This window comes from Bacillus cereus group sp. MG1 (genome assembly GCF_040460035.1).
GTDB lineage: Bacteria > Bacillota > Bacilli > Bacillales > Bacillaceae_G > Bacillus_A > Bacillus_A cereus.
The window spans coordinates 3,895,969-3,914,727 of sequence record NZ_JARVGY010000001.1 but is presented as its reverse complement, the minus strand read 5'-3'; the positions used below and the strand labels follow the sequence as shown (position 1 = coordinate 3,914,727).

Genomic DNA, 18,759 nt, shown 5'->3' with positions numbered 1-18,759 from the left:
TTAACCTTCTGGTTCAGTTTGGTTTTGCGCGTTCTCTTGCGTTACAACACTTGTTTTACTCGCATTTCCCTCATCATATTTGACATTTTTAACTGCAAAATAAATAAGAAAATGTCCAGCACCTAAAATACATAATAAGTAAGGTAAACTTTTTTCAGGTGGAAAGAATAGTACAGCACATAAAAAACTTAAAATGGAACAGATTCTTCCGGCGTTTAACCATAACTCCCGAACAACGACATATTCCACACGCCATTCTCTCGCATTTTTCGCTCTACCAATTACATCATATGTCATTGATCCGTACGGAACAAGTAAAATAGGATATGCAATCGCAATACATGCCGCATAAATAAGTAATTTCGTGTATGTAACATTGAAAATAACTAAAAAGACGACAGCATATAAAATAATGCCCCCAAGTAAAATTGCTTTTTTTCGCCACTCCTTCTTTAACATACGAGCAACTAAGTAATAACATACAAAGGATACAGCAGAGTTCACTAAACTGTATTTCCCTAATGCGAACTCACTATTAGTTGCTAAATAAACATATACTGAAATGACAAAAATAAACGTCCCTTCTCTCAATCCTTGGAAAAAATGAGCTCGTGTAATCTTTCCCCAATTTTTATCAATCCGTCGTTCTTTCAATACTTGCACGATTTCATAACGCCCTTCACATTCTCTTTTAGATAAAAAGAAGCTTAAGACGACAGCAATTGCAAATAGAACTAATGAAAGAAAGAATATAACAGTATAGCCACTCCATTTCTCCATACGTGAAATTGTGTATCCTGCTGCTATTGGTCCAATCATCCCAGAGAAGGATGTAAGAAGTCCAAGAAACCCATTAAAGAAATCTCTTGTTTCTGGTTCTGTAATTTCAAATGTCAATAAGTTAAAAGCCAACCAGTAAAAACCGTATCCTACTCCTAAAAGAGCCCCCATTAATAGAATATACTGAGAAGCACTTTTCCCTGCTACTAAGACAACGATAAAAAAAATTGCGAGCGTTCCTACCCCTATTCGTAATAAAATCGAGCGATCGATACGTTTCGCTAATTTCCCCCCTACAAGAAATGTGAGAGGCTGTAATACCACGCTGGCTAAATTATACAAGCCAAGATTCACATAATTTTGTGTTTGTTTCCATAAATAAATATTTACAAACGTATTCGATAAAGAAATTGCGAGCGTGTATAAACCTCCTATAAGGAGCAATAACACTAAATCCCGATTCACTTCAACGTCACCAATTATATGTTTCCATTTCATACACAACTCTCCTTTACTTCATGTTCTAGTCTTCCAAAGACAAGCCCAATTATGTAAAAGGAAAGCATAGAAAAAAGCTAGGGGCTCTCCCCTAGCTTTTTCTATATTTGTTACAATTATTTTGCTTCTTGGTAACGTTTTTCAGCAGCGTTCCAATCTACAACGTTCCAGAATGCACCGATGTAGTCTGGACGACGGTTTTGGTAGTTTAAGTAGTAAGCATGCTCCCAAACATCTAAACCGATAACTGGCGTTTTACCTTCAGTTAAAGGAGAATCTTGGTTTGGAGTGCTTGTTACTTCTAACTCACCATTGTTTACTACTAACCAAGCCCAACCAGAACCGAAGCGAGTTGCGCCAGCTTTTGCGAATTCTTCTTTGAATGCATCGAAGCTACCGAATTTTGCTTCAATTGCAGTTGCAAGTTCACCTACAGGTTGTCCTCCGCCGTTTGGAGATAGGATTGTCCAGAAGAATGTATGGTTAGCATGTCCGCCACCATTGTTACGTACTGCTGTACGGATTGCTTCTGGTACTTCGTTTAAGTTTGCAACTAATTCTTCTACGCTTTTGTCAGCTAATTCTGCATGACCTTCTAAAGCAGCGTTTAAGTTTGTAATGTACGTGTTGTGATGTTTTGTATGATGGATGTTCATTGTTTCTTTGTCAAAGTGAGGCTCTAAAGCATCATACGCATAAGGTAAATTTGGTAATTCGTGTTTTGCCATTGTTATATTCCTCCCAGTTTATGTATTGCCACTTAAGTGACATACAACTTCATTCTACCCTAATTGCCATAGGGTGCAAACAAATAAATCACATTGTCTTGCTATCATTAAAGTAGCAAAATCCCCACTTCTTTTCAATTAAAATGCTCATATATTCCGTAAAAAAAGCTTCCTTCTACAAGGAAGCTTCCTGCTAACATAATAAACATGTGAAATGGATATGGACCCTGTAGGACTCGAACCTACGACCGGACGGTTATGAGCCGTCTGCTCTAACCAGCTGAGCTAAGGGTCCACAATTATGTATGTAACAACATATCAAATAAAGGAATTCCTATCGGATATGCTCTTTAAGAAATGTAAGATAAATTTACCATATAGAAAAGAAAAGTGTCAATTGTATTTTTCTTATTTAAAAGAAGAAAGTTAATAAAAGAAATTTAGTTATCTCCACTATATGTAAATATAATATATCTTGAGATTCTCTAGATTACTACGTTACAATGATTTTATACATACATAAAGGAAGTGAATCTATGTCCATATTTACCCAATTCGTAAAAAGCATATACTCGCCTAAAGATATGGCGCTATTCCGTTTTCAAAAAATCGGTAAAACCATTTTGTATATTATGCTACTTTGCTTAATTACTACTATTCCAAGAACTTTTTTGTACGGTAGTTTTATCCAAGATGGTGTAAGCATGGTAAATCAAGTCATCGATAAAGATTTACCTGATTTTAAAATTGAAAATGGCGAACTAAAAGCCGATATTGATCAACCTATTGAAAAAGAAGAAGGAAATGCACTTTTCGTATTTGATCCAAATTCAACAGACCTAGAAAAATATCAAAATAAAACAGGTTTATTTGTTTTAAAAGATAAAGTAGTCTCTATGGGAAATGGTCAAATACAAACGTATTCTTATAACGATTTGTTAGGTGCATCTCTTGAGAAAAAAGATCTACAAGAATTTATTTCTTTATTCGATAATATTTATCCAATTTTATTATTTGTTATTGGATTCTTAGTGTACCTATTCCAATTATTCATCACTTTTGTAGGTGTGACTTTACTTGCGTTCATCGGTTCTGCTATGAGCGGTCAACGTAAACTATCCTATAAACAAGTTTGGACACTAACTGCATACAGCTACACAATCCCAACAATCTTCTTTATGATTATGGATGCATGTAAGATTGTCGTACCTGGATCAACATTCATCTATATCGCAGTTGTTTTAATTGTTCTGTACTTAACGATTAAAGAAGTTCCAAAACCGAAAGAAAAATAAGAACGAAAAAAAATGCCTAAATAGGCATTTTTTTTTTGGACAAGCATATATTCCTAGCAAAGGAGTGAAGAATATGAAGAGATTAGGTATATTCCTATTCGTGCTTGTTCTCGGTTATATATTTTATTACGATATAAAAATCGGTACTTTACCGATGTTAAGTTCATATAAAAAAACAACTGCTGCTCAAACGATTAAAAAAGAAAACACAGACAGTCAGCAGAATAAAGAGAACAAAACAGAAAAAGAAACGGATGTATCTTATAAAACAATTGAAGTAAAAACTGGTGAGACAGTTCTTTCTATTACAGAACAAATTAACAAGAAAAAAATTCCTTCCATAGAAAAAGTCATTGACGACTTTAAACAATTAAACAAAAGTACATCTGCTACAAAAATACAAATTGGAAAGTCTTATAAATTCCCCTTATATCAATAAGCTATCACTTAATCCTTGTCAATTACATAAAGGCGCTGATACAATAGTAAAAGTGAAACCGAGTACTTCGGTTTCTATAGCCCTATATCACGTATACTATCATTGATATGAGGGACTAAATAAGAAACTTCTTTTATAAGGAGAGCGATCTATTCGTGAATGAAATGACTCATCGTACAAAAACACGTCCAGTTAAAGTCGGTAATTTAACAATCGGCGGTAATAATGAATTAATTATACAAAGTATGACAACAACAAAAACACATGATGTTGAAGCAACAGTTGCTGAAATTAAGCGTTTAGAAGAAGCCGGCTGTCAAGTCGTCCGCGTTGCCGTTCCAGATGAACGCGCAGCAGATGCTATTGCTGATATAAAAAAACAAATCAACATTCCACTTGTTGCTGATATTCATTTTGATTATCGCCTTGCTTTAAAAGCAATTGAAGGCAGCATTGATAAAGTACGTATCAATCCAGGTAACATTGGTCGTCGCCATAAAGTAGAAGCTGTTGTAAATGCAGCAAAAGAGCGCGGTATTCCAATCCGTATTGGTGTAAACGCTGGTTCATTAGAGCGTCATATTTTAGAAAAGTACGGGTACCCAACTGCAGATGGTATGGTTGAGAGCGCGCTACATCATATTAAAATTTTAGAGGACCTAGATTTCCACGATATTATCGTATCTATGAAAGCCTCTGATGTTAACTTAGCAATTGAAGCATACGAGAAAGCTGCTCGTGCTTTTGATTATCCATTACATTTAGGTATTACAGAATCTGGAACATTGTTTGCCGGAACTGTAAAAAGTGCTGCTGGTCTTGGAGCAATCTTAAATAAAGGCATCGGAAATACACTACGTATTTCATTAAGTGCTGATCCAGTTGAAGAAGTAAAAGTTGCTCGTGAACTATTAAAATCATTCGGTCTTGCGTCTAACGCAGCAACACTTATCTCTTGTCCAACTTGTGGTCGTATTGAAATTGATTTAATTAGCATCGCTAACGAAGTGGAAGAATACATCTCTACACTTCAAGTACCAATTAAAGTTGCAGTACTTGGTTGCGCTGTAAATGGCCCTGGTGAAGCTCGTGAAGCTGATATCGGTATTGCCGGTGCACGTGGAGAGGGATTATTATTCCGTAAAGGGCAAGTCGTTCGTAAAGTACCAGAAGAAACAATGGTAGAAGAACTGAAAAAAGAAATCGACGTAATTGCTGCTGAAATGGCTGCTGAACGAGAAAAAGAAAAAGAGACACAAGAACAATAAAAAGAAGGTTGCCACAACATTTGTGAGCAACCTTCTTTTCTACGTAAAAAAGCTCGTCAGTTATATAACCGACGAGCTTTTACTTTGCACATTTTGGACAACGACCATATATTTCAAACTTATGCCCCGTTACTTCATAACCGGTAAAATCTTTATTCATAAAATCCATTGGACAGGAAGTAATCTCTTTCGTTCCCCCACAATCCAAACAAATAAAATGATGATGATGTTCCATAATAGAACAAGTAAAACGAAAATGTTTTTCACCATTTAATTCCGTTTGTTCTAAAACACCAATCTCAGCAAAAACTGTTAAGTTACGATAAATCGTATCAAAACTAAGCCCTGGATAATCGTCCTTCATATGCTCTAAAACGTCTTTCGCAGTTAAATAACGATTATGTGCTGCAAATAATCTGAGCATCTCTTCTCTTTTTCCAGTATGTTTGTATCCTTTTTCTTTCATTAGGCGTAAAGCTTCTGTTAGATTCATACCTATCCCTACTTTATGCAGTTTTTTTCTTCTTCCATAAAATCGCACCGATTAAAATAAGAACTGCTATCATAACAATTGTACCACCTGGCGCTAGATCAAGTTGATACGAAGCAAACATTCCACCAATTACTGCAATTTCACCAAATAAAATGGAAAAGAAAATTGTTTGTTTAAATCCTTTAGCAATACGAATACTTGCTGCAACTGGTAACGTCATTAATGATGATACAAGAAGAACCCCCACTACACGCATTGATACTGCAATGACAAGAGCAACTAATATAATGAAAATAAAGTGAATCCATTTCGCTCTTAAACCAGTTGATACTGCGTATTCCTCATCAAATGATAATAGAAACAGCTCTTTATATAATAAAATAATTGTCGCAACAACAACAATTGCTACAATCCCAATAATAATTAAATCTGTACTTGTTACAGCACTGACACTACCAAATAAATAACTAAATAAGTCTGTGTTAAATCCATTTGCAAGTGAAATGAAAATAACTCCAACCCCCATCCCTGCCGAAAGGATAATTGGAATTGCTAATTCTTGATAGTGCTTATATACAGTTCGTAACTTTTCGATTAGTAGCGCTCCACCAATCGAGAAAATCATCCCCATATATAAGGGGTTTAAAAACCCACCTGTAAAAATGGTTTTTTCAAGTAATAAACTTGCTGCAATACCCGATAACGTCACGTGACTTAATGCATCCGCAATAAGAGATAAACGACGAATAACAACAAACACACCAATTAACGGTGCAACAAGTCCAATTAAAATACCTGCGTATAAAGAATTACGTAAAAAGTCATATTGTAAAAAATCTTGTATCATTATATCCTCCCGTGATGCTCATGTTCGTGTTCTAAACGATGAACATGATGTCCATATAAGACGGACATTTCTGCATCTTCTAACTCTCGGAACTTCTCTACATTCCCATGGAAATGTAGATGTTGGTTTAGGCATGCAACATGTGTTACTTTTTCAGTAACAGCTCCCATATCATGAGTAACAAGAATTAATGTGATCCCGAGCCTTTTGTTTAAATCCTCTAATATTTCGTAAAAACTTTCCACATTTTTCACATCGATTCCAACAGTAGGCTCGTCCAAAATAAGCAATTCAGGATCACTAACGAGCGCACGAGCAATAAATACACGCTGTTGCTGTCCACCAGAAAGCTCTCCAATGTTACGACCTTGAAACTCACTCATCCCTACATCAGCAATTGCTTTTTCTACCTTTTTCTTATCCTCTTTTGTGAAAAAGCGAAAAAGCCCTTTTTTCGAAACAAGTCCCATTGACACAACTTCAGAAACAGTTGCTGGAAAACCAGAATTGAAACTATTTGCCTTTTGGGATACATAACCAACTTTGTTCCATTCCTTAAACTTCTTACTATCAACGCCAAACACGCGAATGCTTCCTTCTTTTGGCTTTAAAACACCTAATAAACACTTAAGTAAAGTTGATTTACCTGAACCATTCGGTCCCACTAAACCTAAAAAAGCTCCCTTCGGAACTTGCAAATTAATATTTTCTAACACATTCCGATCTTCGTATCGGAATGTTAAACCTTCAATTTCTAATATATTATTCATAGCATCTCACCTATTTTAATTCAGAATGATTCCGATTTATATCTATTTGAATTATAGTACAGCTTATTATAGTTGTAAACCAATCTGCCTAAAATATATCTATTTTTTCAAGAAACCTTACTATTATAACAAAAAGCAGAGAAAAATTCTCTGCTTTCGAAAAATATTCCTATAAACTTTTTAGTGAATAGCCGATTTAAACTTACCACCATTTGTCTCTTGCGTGCTCATAATCGTAACAAACGCATTTTCATCAATTTCATGCACAATTGATTTTAACTTCGTCACTTCTAGACGCGTTACAACTGCATAAATAACTTCTTTTTCTTTATCCGTGTAACCACCTTTCGCTACAAGCTTTGTAGTTCCACGGCCAAGACGATGCAAAATCGCGTTTGATACTTCCTCATATTGATCAGATACAATTAAAACCGCCTTCGTTTCATCTAGCCCTTGAATTACTGTATCGATCGTTTTAAATGCGATATAGTACGTCATAACAGAATACATCGCTTGTTCCACACCAAACACAAATGCTGCCCATGCAAAAATAAATAAGTTCACAAACATTACGAATTCACCAACAGAGAACGGTAATTTCTTCGTTAATAAAATCCCCATAATTTCAGTTCCATCTAGCGATCCACCATGACGAATTACAAGTCCTACACCAAGACCTAAAATAAGACCACCAAACACTGTCGCTAAAATAGGTTCTGTTGTAAATGGTGGTACCGCATGTAACGTTGACTCAATGAAAGCTAATGCTACAATACCAAATGTCGAAGATAACATAAATGTTTTTCCAATTTGCTTATAACCGGAATACATAAATGGGATATTGAGAACAACGACTAAAGTAGAAAAACTTAACCACCAAATGTTAGGAGTAAGATAATCTAATATAAGAGAAATACCAATAATTCCACCATCAATAATTTTATTTGGCATTAAAAATAGTTCAATTGCTACCGCCGCGCATGCTGCTCCAAAAATAATCATAACTAAACGATAAATGAGATGAATAACACTTTCTTTTCGATGTTGCTTTTGCTCCATAAGTCCTCCCTTTACTCTTTTTCTGTAGTTTTGTCCTTATATTATAACATACGCTTCTTTTCCTCATGAAAAAAGAAACTCCATACGAATATGTACAAGCTATATGCTCATATATTTCGATAGAAGAACGCGTGAAGGAGGATAATAAGATGAACCTCATTAAACAAATTGTTAATAAAAAATTAAATCATATTTCTACAAAAGAGTTATTAAAATATAGCAAAGAATATGAAGTTCCCATTACAGCCGCACAAGCTGATCAAATCGTTTTACTTATGAAGGGTAAAAATATTAATATTTACGATAACAACGAGCGACTAGAGCTCTTAAAACAAATCGCAAAAGTAACTTCCCCTGCCACTGCCCAACAAGTAAATACATTATTTCAGCAACTACTAAAATAAGGAGGGGATTTCCCCCTCCTTATTGCGCTTTAATTTTTTCAAGAAGCCCTTCATCAAAAGTGCCGTTTTTCAGCATTTCGATTTCCAATTTGTATGGTGGCTTCTTATCTTTTTTATCTTCCCCTACATACGGTGTTTCAAGAATTTTTGGTACATGCATTAACTGTGGATGATGTACAATGTGATGCAATGCTTTATACCCAATGTGACCAAATCCAATGTTTTCATGACGGTCTTTTCCTGCTCCGCGTACATTTTTACTATCATTAATATGAAGTACTTGTAAACGATCTATACCAACGATCTTATCAAATTCGTTTAATACGCCGTCAAAGTCATTTACAATATCATATCCTGCATCGTGCGTATGACACGTATCAAAGCATACAGATAGCTTTTCATTATATTTTACACCATCAATAATTTTTGCAATTTCTTCAAAGCTACGACCGCATTCTGTTCCTTTTCCTGCCATCGTCTCTAACGCAATGTTAACCGTCTGTTCTGGCGTTAATACTTCATTAAGCCCTTTAATAATTTGTTGAATACCAGCATCTGCTCCAGCACCAACGTGCGCTCCTGGGTGAAGAACAATTTGTTTCGCTACACCTAATGCCGATGTTCTTTCAATTTCCATGCGAAGAAAGTCTACGCCTAATTGGAATGTTTCTGGCTTCGTCGTATTCCCAACATTAATAATATACGGCGCATGGACGATAATTTCCTCAATTCCGTTCAGCTCCATATGTTTTCTTCCTGCTTCTATGTTCAATTCTTCAATTGGTTTTCTTCGTGTATTTTGCGGTGCACCTGTATAAATCATAAACGTTGTTGCACCGTATGAAACAGCCTCTTCACTTGCTGCTAATAACATTTTCTTACCACTCATGGAAACATGAGATCCAATCTTTAACATACAATCACCTCTTCAATATACAATAGATATAATGATAGCATAATTTGTAGAAATATGTAGTGAATTGTTTGTTCACAAAAGATGCACTACACAAATTTATATGACTATTTATACAGACTATACTTTTCATTTAAATTAGCTGGATTAAGTGAAACTTTAATCAATACTTTTCTATCCATATTGATTACATCTCCCACAAATAGCGGGATAAAAAAAAGATAAGGGAAACCCCTTATCTTTTTTTATTGCCATATTTTTTCTTCACTTTGTCACGTTCTGTTGCAAGTTTACGTTTATAGTTTGGTTTTACTTTTTTCGGTTTTTTAATAACTTTCGTTGCCATAACATCAAGTTCGTCATTTGGTTTTTTACGGCTCTTACGACGACGACGCTCACCTAAATCGGCCCACTCATCTCCGCGTAAATCTACATGCTTGAACTCAATATGACGTTGTTTTTCTAAACTATCTAACGCTTCTTCGTTTGCTGGATCATATATCGTCACTGCAATACCAGAATGCCCCGCACGTGCTGTTCTTCCAACGCGGTGAACGAAGAAATCTAAATCTGATGGTAGCTCATAGTTAATAACATGGCTAATCCCTTCAATATCAATACCACGTGCTGCTAAATCAGTCGCAACAATATATTGGAATTCAAGGTCACGAATTTGTTTCATCATTTTTTTACGATCACGTGGTGATAAATCCCCGTGAATTCGTCCAACTTTTAAGCCACGTTCCATTAATCCATCAGCAACTTGGTCTGCCATCTTTTTCGTATTCGTGAAAACAACTGCTAAATACGGTTTAAATTGAAGTAGCATTTTATGCACTAAATCAATTTTATTACGATGTTTAGAAGGCACTAAATAGTGTTCAATGTTTCCAGCTGCAACTTGTTTTGGATTGATATGAATATGCTCTGGATTCTCCATATACTTCTTCAGAAACGGTTTTAGTTTTTGAGGAATTGTTGCAGAGAAAACTAACATTTGCAAGTTTTTAGGCATGCGTGCTGCAATTTTATCTACATCATGAATGAATCCCATATCAAGCATTAAGTCTGCTTCATCGACAATAATCGTATTTGCTTTATGAACAAATAATGCTTGCTCTTCTACTAAATCTTTAATACGTCCTGGTGTTCCAACTACGATATGAGGTTGTTTTTTCAACTTTTCAATTGAGCGTTGTTTATCAGTTCCACCAATTAAACAACGTGCTGTAATCATTTGGTCTTCCGCACAAAACTTTGTTAATTTCACGATTTCTTCGTAAATTTGTTGTGCTAACTCACGAGTAGGCGCTGTAATAACAAGTTGTACTTCTTCACGACTTGCATTAATTCTGTTTAATGTAGGAAGTAAGTATGCATGTGTTTTCCCAGAACCTGTTTGGGATTGTCCAATTACACTTACACCTTTTTTCACGACCGGGAAAATTTTCTGCTGAATTCCTGTCGGCTCTGTAAAGCGTAGTTCACGAACTGCATCTATTAAAAATGGTTTAAAATCATACTGTGTAAAAGTTTGTTGTGTCATAAGTTACACCTTCTTTCTAAAATTTCTACTGCGCGCACAAATCAGTCAAGTCTACATTATATCGAAATCTACAAGTAAAATCCATCTTTAGTTTAGGTTTTCACTTCAAAAACTAACCTTCTTCCCTTTTATTGCATATTGTATGTGTATATACCTAACTGAAGAAAGGAGGATTTCTCACATGTTTCCGAAATCCCCTACAAGGCAAATGTATCCGAATCCAGGGCAACAACCTTATACACCATATCCAATTCCACAACTACCACCAATGGCACAAAAAAAGAAAGGTTTTCTTGCTAAGCTTTTTAAAAAACACGATCCAACCGAGCCTTTTATGCAAATGGTTCCACCTTACCGACAAATGGAAGGGCAACCGATGATGCATCAGCAACCACCACCGCCACAATATCAACAGCAATATCAGCAGCAATACCACCAACAATATCAGCAGCAACATCCACAATATCAACCATACATGCAGCAACATCCTGAGCAAATGATACCGCCTCAAATGTATGAATCAAATGAAACGCGCGGCGGCGCAACTACAGCTGCCGCAACAGCAAGCAGTGGCATCGGCAGTTTCTTTTCGAACTTAATTTCGAATCCTACTAATATGATAAACAACATCGAAAAAGTATCCCAAGTCGTTCAATCTGTAGGTCCTGTCGTCGAACAGTATGGTCCTATTATGCGTAGTCTACCAAGCATTGTTAAAATCCTCACCTCTGGAAAAAGTACGGAAGAAAATCAAACGGAAAATGTAACAGAGCCAGTTGAGGTAGAAAGTCCGCCTCCTGCACCTCAAAAAAAGAAACGAAAACGAAAGAAAATAGTGATTGAACCTGTAATAGAAAAAGAGTTACCGAAAGAACCAGTTCAACAAACAGCAACAAAACCAAAACTATATGTGTAACAATCCTTTGTTTTCTATCCACTCCTCCTTTATAATGTAAAAGACTATGCACAAAAGTATCCCTTGTTTAGAAGGAGAGGATTACTCATATGAAAATTGTTAAAATTTCCCCTCGTGGTTATTGCTACGGTGTTGTCGATGCAATGGTAATTGCACGTAACGCTGCATTAGATAAATCATTGCCGAGACCCATTTATATTTTAGGTATGATTGTTCACAATAAACATGTTACAGACGCTTTTGAAGAAGATGGAATCATCACATTAGACGGTCCAAGTCGCTTAGAAATTTTAGATAAAATTGATTCTGGTACTGTTATTTTCACAGCACACGGTGTTTCTCCAGAAGTTAAACAACGCGCAAAAGAAAAAGGTTTAACAACAATCGATGCCACTTGCCCAGATGTTACCAAGACGCATGACCTTATCGAAGCTAAGAAAGCGGAAGGGTATCATGTCATTTATATCGGTAAAAAAAATCATCCAGAGCCAGAAGGCGCAGTTGGTATTGCACCTGACATCGTTCACCTTATCGAAAGAGCCGATGATTTAAAAACATTAGAAATCCCAACAGATAAAATTTTAGTAACAAATCAAACAACGATGAGTCAATGGGATGTTCAACATTTAATGGAGGACATTCAAAAAAAATTCCCAACAGCAGAATTCCATAAAGAAATTTGTTTAGCTACTCAAGTTCGCCAAGAAGCTGTCGCTAAACAAGCTGATGTTGCAGACTTAACAATTGTTGTTGGTGATCCGAAAAGTAACAATTCAAATCGCTTAGCACAAGTATCACAAGAAATCGCGGGTACAAAAGCATATCGAGTTGCTGATGTAAGCGAAATTCAATTAGAGTGGCTACAAGGTGTAGAAAACGTAGCTGTTACAGCAGGTGCTTCTACTCCAACGCCAATTACGAAAGAAGTTATCGCTTTCTTAGAGCAATATGACCCAATGAATCCCGCTACATGGGAAAGAGTTCGAAAAGTACCGTTACAAAAAATATTACCTCGCGTGAAAGTGAAAAAAGAACAATAATAAAAACCGTTGCTTACATGAGCAACGGTTTTTATTTTTCTTATACAAATATAAATGGATCTGTATGTAACTGCGAAGCATGAATGTGTACATTGAGTTTCTTTGCATCCACTTTTTCTTGTAATTGCTTTTGTACACCTTGTTTCATTACTTTTTCAACATTATGTCCTGGGTCAACTATATTTAAACCGAGCATCATCGCATCATGAGCAACATGATAGTACATGTCACCAGTTACATATACATCTGCTCCTTTAAATTTCGCTTGGTTTATATATTTATTACCATCTCCACCAAGTACAGCTACTTTACGCACTTTATCATCTAACTTACCGACAACTCTTGCGCCCTTCACGTCTAATGATTGTTTCACATGTTCTGCAAATTGGCCAAGCGTCATTTCTTCTTGTAAGTATCCTATTTTTCCTAGGCCTAACGTTTCACCTTTATTATCAAGCGGATACACATCGTACGCTACTTCTTCATAAGGGTGCGCCGTTACCATTGCTTTAATCACTTTCCGCTGTAAGGAAGCTGGAATAATCGTTTCGATTCGCACTTCTTCTACACGTTCTAACTGTCCAGTTTCCCCGATATAAGGATTTGTCCCCTCTTGAGGTACAAATGTGCCTGTACCCTCGCTACTAAACGTACAGTGGCTATAATTGCCGATATGACCAGCACCTGCGTCTCCTAATGCTTTCCTTACTTCTTCTGCATGAGTGACTGGCACAAACACAACAACTTTTTTCATTTCTTCTGCATATGTCGGTGCCAAAACTTCTGTATTTTGCAATCCTAACGCCTCAGCAAGTAAATCGTTTACCCCGCCCTTAGCAACATCCACATTTGTATGCGCTGCATAGATTGCAATATCATTTTTAATACACTTTTCAATAATTTTCCCATACACCTTATCTGTATGAATCGCTTTTAACGGGTTAAAAATTAAAGGATGATGAGCAATAATGACATTTGCCCCTAATTGAATTGCTTCATCCACAACTTCTTCCGTTACATCTAGCGCAATCAATACGTGCTGCACGGGTTTATTAAGCGCTCCAATCTGCAGACCAATCTTATCTCCTTCCATTGCCAAATGCTTCGGATACATACTTTCAAATAAAGAAATAATTTCATGGCCGTTTGGAATTTTACTCATGATAAAACCTCCCCTATCATTTTCATTTTCGCTTCTACTTCCCCACGCTTCGCTTTTGTTTCTTCAGAATCAGCCGCACGTTCTAACTGTTTTAAAATATTTTGGAAGTTTTTTAATTCTCCTTCCCATTTTTCAACGAAGGCTTCACTTTTTTCTGTTATTAAAAATGGTCCCATAAACAATTCAGCTTGTTTATTTTCAGAGTAAGGCGCTACAACATTTCCGCGCTCCCCTACTAAAATTTCGTAAATTTTCCCATCTTCTTTTACGATTTTTTCATGGATAAGCTCCCAACCATTCTCAATAAACCATTCACGAATATGATGCGCTGCAATATTCGGCTGTAAAATTAAACGTGTTACACCTTCTAATTTTTCTTTACCACTTTCTAAAATGTCACGAATTAACGCTCCGCCCATTCCGGCAACCGTAATTACATCTACTTCTCCTGGTGCGATAACAGCTAATCCATTCCCTTTACGCACATCTACTTTATCTTGTAAACCACTTTCAGCTACAGTTGCTTGCGCAGAGCGAAATGGTCCATCTACAACCTCTCCTGCAACTGCTTTTGTAGCAATATTATTTATAATTGTATAACACGGTAAATACGCATGATCCGATCCAATATCAGCAACTGTAGATCCTACTGGTATTTCACGTACAACTTCTTCTAATCGTTTTGAAAGCTTTACTTCATTCATGTATTTCCATTACTCCTTCTCTTGTCAGTCTGTCTCCATGATAATGAATTTACAGTAGTTGTTGCAAGCCCATAACAACAATTCACCGCTCTATCATTCATCGTATTTTAGAAAATATAGAAAAACAAGCCCTTTGCATAAGCAAAAGGCTTGTCATACGGAACTTTATTTTTTCTTCGATAACCAATCAGCTACTTTAGCGGCTTGATCAGCTGGAACTATATTGGCAGGCATATTGCCTTTTCCTTTCGAAAGAATTTCTTTAATTTCATCCTTTGAAAGTTTCCCACCAATTTTTTGTAAGTTAGGTCCAACTGCCCCTTGTAACTGATCACCATGGCAGCTCGTACAGCTTTGCTTCACAATATCTTCTGGTTTTGATGCCGTTTGTGCTGGCTTCCCGCCATTTTTTGCATCAGCTAACTCTTTAGATTTATTTAGCCCCTGAAATGAAAATACAAACATAACGATAATACCCAATGCTGCAATAAGAGCGAACGGAATCAGCGGATTACGTTTCATATCTCTTCTCCCCCCTCTATACCCCTAAATAGTTAGATGATTCAGTCATTTATATTGTACTTGAAAACGCTCTATCAGAAAAGAGCAAACTACCACTTGTTAAAAATATTCCATAAATTCAGTTTATTGTTTTTTATTGTCATATCGCTTATTATTTCGATAATTATTAACGTTTCTCATCATATTTTTCGCTTTTCTACATATATTTTTGTATATAATAAACAAAATTAATCGAAAAATCGAAAAATGAGCATTTGCAAATCAAAAGACAATTCTGTAAAATAAATTACAAGAAATTGTAATCGTTGCCCATAGCTAAATTTTAACAAAAATTAACAAAATAAAAAAGTTTACTTCACAAAAGTGAAGTAAACTTAAAAAATAACCTATTCTAAGAAATCCTTAAGACGCTTACTACGGCTTGGATGTCTTAATTTGCGAAGTGCTTTTGCTTCAATTTGACGAATACGCTCTCTCGTTACGCCGAATACTTTCCCAACTTCTTCAAGCGTACGAGTTCGTCCATCATCTAAACCGAAACGAAGACGTAGAACATTTTCTTCACGATCTGTTAGTGTATCTAACACATCTTCTAATTGTTCTTTTAGCAATTCATAGGCTGCATGGTCCGCAGGCGATGTTGCTTCTTGGTCTTCAATAAAGTCACCTAAATGGGAGTCATCTTCTTCACCAATTGGTGTTTCAAGAGAAACTGGCTCCTGTGCAATTTTTAAGATTTCACGTACTTTTTCTGGAGCAAGATCCATTTCCTCACCAATCTCTTCAGGAGATGGTTCGCGACCTAAATCTTGTAATAATTGACGTTGTACACGAATTAACTTATTAATCGTTTCAACCATATGAACTGGAATACGAATTGTTCGCGCTTGGTCTGCAATGGCACGTGTAATAGCTTGGCGAATCCACCAAGTTGCATACGTACTAAATTTGAAACCTTTACGATAATCGAACTTTTCAACAGCTTTAATTAGACCCATATTACCTTCTTGAATTAAGTCTAAGAAAAGCATACCACGGCCTACATAGCGCTTTGCAATACTTACTACAAGACGTAAGTTTGCTTCTGCAAGACGACGTTTCGCTTCTTCATCGCCTTCTTCAATACGCGTTGCAAGTCGAATTTCTTCTTCTGCAGATAGTAAGTCTACACGACCAATTTCTTTTAAATACATACGAACAGGATCGTTGATTTTAACCCCAGGTGGTACACTTAAATCATTGAGGTCAAACTCTTCTTCTGTTTTTGTAATTTGGCGATTATTAGGGCCTTCTTCGTTGTCATTATCACCAACTAAATCAATGCCTTGTTCACCTAAATATTCATAGTATTCATCCATTTGATCGGATTCAATTTCAAATCCATTCATGCGTTCTGCAATCTCTTCATATGTAAGAACGCCACGTTTTTTTCCGAGCTCAGTGAGTTGTTCTTTCACTTGCTCAAGGGTCATTTCAGTTTCAATTTGTTTAGAACGAGCTGGTTTGTCAGCCATCTGTTCCCCTCCTTACGCGAGATACAAACATTCATTATACTAAAACTTTATCAAAAAAGCTATTTTCTCGCTTTTTGATTTTGTAAATATGCTACATAATATTTAGCAGCCTCTACAGGATCTGTTTTTTCCATTTGTTTCACTTTAAAGATAATTTCCATCTTTTCAAGTTTTTCCTGATGCCGTCTAAGCGTCTCCAAATGGCCTTGCAACACTTCTTCTGTGTATTCTGGATTAATAAATTCATCCGTCGAAATATCAGTGATAATATTTTTCAACTTTTCATCAGAGAGCCAACTTAAAAATGTTCCAACTGAAGGTTCATTTCCCTTTTCATAATATGCGTATAGTTCATATAAAATCCCTTTATGTTCTTCTGTATGAAAATCTTCTATATGGGATTCCATACGAACAGCTACTTCTGCACTTTGCAACATATGGTAAATAATTTCTCTTTCCGCTCTTTCAAAACCTGTTAACTTCGGTTTTGTTTGAACGACTTGAGACGTTTTAGCAACCTGCTTTATTTGTTTTTGCTGTACCTTTTGTTCTTTGCGATATTGGTGCAATTGGTTCAAAAGTGTTTCCATTGAATACGAAAATTCTTGCGATAATGACTTCAAATATGACTCTGCCTGCATCGCATCTTGTAACAACGATAACTCTTTTAAAACACTCTTCACATATTCTTCTTTGCCAGACTCATCTTGCAAATTTTTCCCTAAACGCAAATAATTTATTTTAAAACCAACAAAACTCACACTTGATTTCACAAGATTTTCAAAAGCAGTAGTCCCATATTGTTGCACATATTCATCAGGATCAAGCTTATCTGGCAAGGATGTGACTTTCACTTGGCAACCAACTTTTAGCAATAATTGCCCTGCTTTCATCGTCGCTTCTCGCCCTGCTTTATCACCATCATAGCAAAGAACAACAGTTTCAACGTTACGTCGCAGAAGTTTTGCTTGTTCTTCAGTTAAAGCTGTTCCCATTGTCGCAACAGCTTCTTCCACACCACTTTTTACCGCAGCTAGTACATCGGCATATCCTTCGAAAAGAACCACTTGCCCACGCTTTCTAATAAACGGTCTTGCTTGGTGGAAGTTATACAACAATTTACTTTTGTGAAAAATCGGTGTTTCAGGGCTATTTAAATATTTCGGAGTGTCATCTCCTAACGCCCTTCCACTAAACGCTATCACCTTACCTTGTAACGTATAGATCGGGAACATAACTCTTCCACGGAAGCGATCATAATGACTACCATCCTTCTCACTTCTTATTAGAAGGCCAGCTTGTTCCATACTAGACAGCGATAAACCTCTTTTTTGTAAAATTTTCGTCGCTGCATCCCAAGCAGGTGATGCATAACCAATTTCAAACTTCTCAATCATCTCTTTCGTAATACCACGGTTTAATAAATATGAAAGTGCTTCATTTCCCTCTTCCGTATTTACTAATAAATGATGATAATACTTTTTCAATAATTCATGAGCTTGTTGCATGATGACAGTGTCATCAGATATGTCTTCTTGTTGTCCTTGCCCTGATGTATACTCTGCAACCGCAATTCCATTTCTTTCGCCTAGCTTTTGAACAGCCTCGGTAAAAGCCAGTCCTTCCATTTTCATTAGAAAGGAAAATACATTTCCACCTTCTCCACATCCGAAGCAATGAAAAATTTGCTTATCAGATGAAACAGAGAATGAAGGAGAATTCTCACCATGAAATGGACAAAGGCCGAAATAGTTACGCCCCTGTTTTCTAAGTTGAACGTATTCACCAATGACTTCTACAATATCGGATGATGTCCGAATCTGTTCAACAACTTCTTCGGGAATTCTGTTCCCCATAACTC

General features: G+C 36.3%; 19 protein-coding genes and 1 tRNA gene. 6 read left to right on the top strand and 14 right to left on the bottom strand.

The genetic code is table 11. The features are described from left to right. The 3 genes from QCI79_RS20685 to QCI79_RS20675 form a co-directional block, all read right to left on the bottom strand. The gene (locus QCI79_RS20685; RefSeq protein WP_000871385.1) at positions 1-1,278 is read right to left on the bottom strand and encodes an MFS transporter; all 1,278 of its coding nucleotides are present in this window, start codon (positions 1,276-1,278) and stop codon (positions 1-3) included. Positions 1,279-1,394: 116 nt separating this feature from the next. Further along, the gene (gene sodA, locus QCI79_RS20680; RefSeq protein ID WP_001052031.1) at positions 1,395-2,006 is read right to left on the bottom strand and encodes a superoxide dismutase [Mn]; all 612 of its coding nucleotides are present in this window, start codon (positions 2,004-2,006) and stop codon (positions 1,395-1,397) included. Positions 2,007-2,227: 221 nt separating this feature from the next. Further along, positions 2,228-2,301, bottom strand: a tRNA-Ile gene (locus QCI79_RS20675). Positions 2,302-2,542: 241 nt separating this feature from the next. On the opposite strand from QCI79_RS20675, the gene yqgB reads away from it, so the two are divergent. The 3 genes from yqgB (at position 2,543) to ispG (ending at position 5,008) form a co-directional block, all read left to right on the top strand. After that, a complete protein-coding gene (gene yqgB, locus QCI79_RS20670) occupies positions 2,543-3,301 on the top strand; it encodes a protein YqgB (RefSeq protein ID WP_000021899.1) in 759 nt (252 codons plus the stop codon). Positions 3,302-3,374: 73 nt separating this feature from the next. After that, positions 3,375-3,740: a protein YqfZ gene (gene yqfZ / locus QCI79_RS20665; protein ID WP_000825416.1), complete on the top strand. Its 366-nt coding sequence runs from the start codon at positions 3,375-3,377 to the stop codon at positions 3,738-3,740. Between the two features lie 164 nt (positions 3,741-3,904). Then, the gene (gene ispG / locus QCI79_RS20660; protein ID WP_161512286.1) at positions 3,905-5,008 is read left to right on the top strand and encodes a flavodoxin-dependent (E)-4-hydroxy-3-methylbut-2-enyl-diphosphate synthase; all 1,104 of its coding nucleotides are present in this window, start codon (positions 3,905-3,907) and stop codon (positions 5,006-5,008) included. Between the two features lie 79 nt (positions 5,009-5,087). Here the strand turns inward: ispG and QCI79_RS20655 are convergent, their stop codons facing one another. From QCI79_RS20655 to QCI79_RS20640, 4 genes are all read right to left on the bottom strand, one after another. Further along, entirely contained in the window at positions 5,088-5,501 is a 414-nt protein-coding gene (locus tag QCI79_RS20655; RefSeq protein WP_001054516.1) for a Fur family transcriptional regulator, read from the bottom strand. A gap of 13 nt (positions 5,502-5,514) precedes the next feature. Next, the gene (locus tag QCI79_RS20650) at positions 5,515-6,348 is read right to left on the bottom strand and encodes a metal ABC transporter permease (protein WP_000613815.1); all 834 of its coding nucleotides are present in this window, start codon (positions 6,346-6,348) and stop codon (positions 5,515-5,517) included. Continuing rightward, positions 6,348-7,118: a metal ABC transporter ATP-binding protein gene (locus QCI79_RS20645; protein WP_001059662.1), complete on the bottom strand. Its 771-nt coding sequence runs from the start codon at positions 7,116-7,118 to the stop codon at positions 6,348-6,350. The genes QCI79_RS20650 and QCI79_RS20645 overlap by 1 nt, the downstream gene beginning before the upstream one ends. A gap of 180 nt (positions 7,119-7,298) precedes the next feature. Further along, positions 7,299-8,177, bottom strand: coding sequence for a YitT family protein (locus tag QCI79_RS20640; protein ID WP_000435963.1), 879 nt, complete (start codon positions 8,175-8,177; stop codon positions 7,299-7,301). Positions 8,178-8,326: 149 nt separating this feature from the next. On the opposite strand from QCI79_RS20640, the gene QCI79_RS20635 reads away from it, so the two are divergent. Continuing rightward, entirely contained in the window at positions 8,327-8,581 is a 255-nt protein-coding gene (locus QCI79_RS20635) for a DUF2624 domain-containing protein (RefSeq protein ID WP_001048954.1), read from the top strand. Between the two features lie 19 nt (positions 8,582-8,600). On the opposite strand, the gene QCI79_RS20630 is transcribed toward QCI79_RS20635, so the two are convergent. Together QCI79_RS20630 and QCI79_RS20625 are read right to left on the bottom strand one after the other, a co-directional pair. Next, entirely contained in the window at positions 8,601-9,497 is an 897-nt protein-coding gene (locus QCI79_RS20630) for a deoxyribonuclease IV (protein ID WP_000912460.1), read from the bottom strand. A gap of 232 nt (positions 9,498-9,729) precedes the next feature. Next, positions 9,730-11,040 (bottom strand): DEAD/DEAH box helicase, encoded by a 1,311-nt coding sequence (locus QCI79_RS20625; RefSeq protein WP_000194015.1) that lies wholly within the window; start codon positions 11,038-11,040, stop codon positions 9,730-9,732. Positions 11,041-11,221: 181 nt separating this feature from the next. On the opposite strand from QCI79_RS20625, the gene vrrA reads away from it, so the two are divergent. Together vrrA and QCI79_RS20615 are read left to right on the top strand one after the other, a co-directional pair. Next, positions 11,222-11,956 carry a VrrA/YqfQ family protein gene (vrrA, locus tag QCI79_RS20620; RefSeq protein WP_000484170.1) on the top strand — a complete coding sequence of 245 codons (735 nt, stop codon included), beginning with the start codon at positions 11,222-11,224 and terminating at the stop codon, positions 11,954-11,956. Between the two features lie 89 nt (positions 11,957-12,045). Further along, on the top strand, positions 12,046-12,996 hold the full coding sequence (locus tag QCI79_RS20615) for a 4-hydroxy-3-methylbut-2-enyl diphosphate reductase (RefSeq protein WP_000706659.1): 951 nt from the start codon (positions 12,046-12,048) through the stop codon (positions 12,994-12,996). A 40-nt stretch (positions 12,997-13,036) separates the two neighbouring features. Here QCI79_RS20615 and QCI79_RS20610 read toward each other — a convergent pair whose 3' ends face one another. The 5 genes from QCI79_RS20610 to dnaG all read right to left on the bottom strand — a co-directional run bounded on the left by QCI79_RS20610 (position 13,037) and on the right by dnaG (position 18,754). Beyond that, the gene (locus QCI79_RS20610) at positions 13,037-14,158 is read right to left on the bottom strand and encodes a Nif3-like dinuclear metal center hexameric protein (RefSeq protein WP_000036233.1); all 1,122 of its coding nucleotides are present in this window, start codon (positions 14,156-14,158) and stop codon (positions 13,037-13,039) included. Beyond that, on the bottom strand, positions 14,155-14,862 hold the full coding sequence (locus QCI79_RS20605; protein WP_001006545.1) for a tRNA (adenine(22)-N(1))-methyltransferase: 708 nt from the start codon (positions 14,860-14,862) through the stop codon (positions 14,155-14,157). The genes QCI79_RS20610 and QCI79_RS20605 overlap by 4 nt, the downstream gene beginning before the upstream one ends. Before the next feature lie 165 nt (positions 14,863-15,027). Next, a complete protein-coding gene (gene cccA / locus QCI79_RS20600) occupies positions 15,028-15,384 on the bottom strand; it encodes a cytochrome c550 (protein WP_000828141.1) in 357 nt (118 codons plus the stop codon). A gap of 386 nt (positions 15,385-15,770) precedes the next feature. Beyond that, entirely contained in the window at positions 15,771-16,898 is a 1,128-nt protein-coding gene (gene rpoD / locus QCI79_RS20595) for an RNA polymerase sigma factor RpoD (RefSeq protein WP_000764066.1), read from the bottom strand. Between the two features lie 59 nt (positions 16,899-16,957). Further along, on the bottom strand, positions 16,958-18,754 hold the full coding sequence (gene dnaG / locus QCI79_RS20590) for a DNA primase (RefSeq protein WP_000528222.1): 1,797 nt from the start codon (positions 18,752-18,754) through the stop codon (positions 16,958-16,960). Positions 18,755-18,759 lie beyond the last annotated feature (5 nt).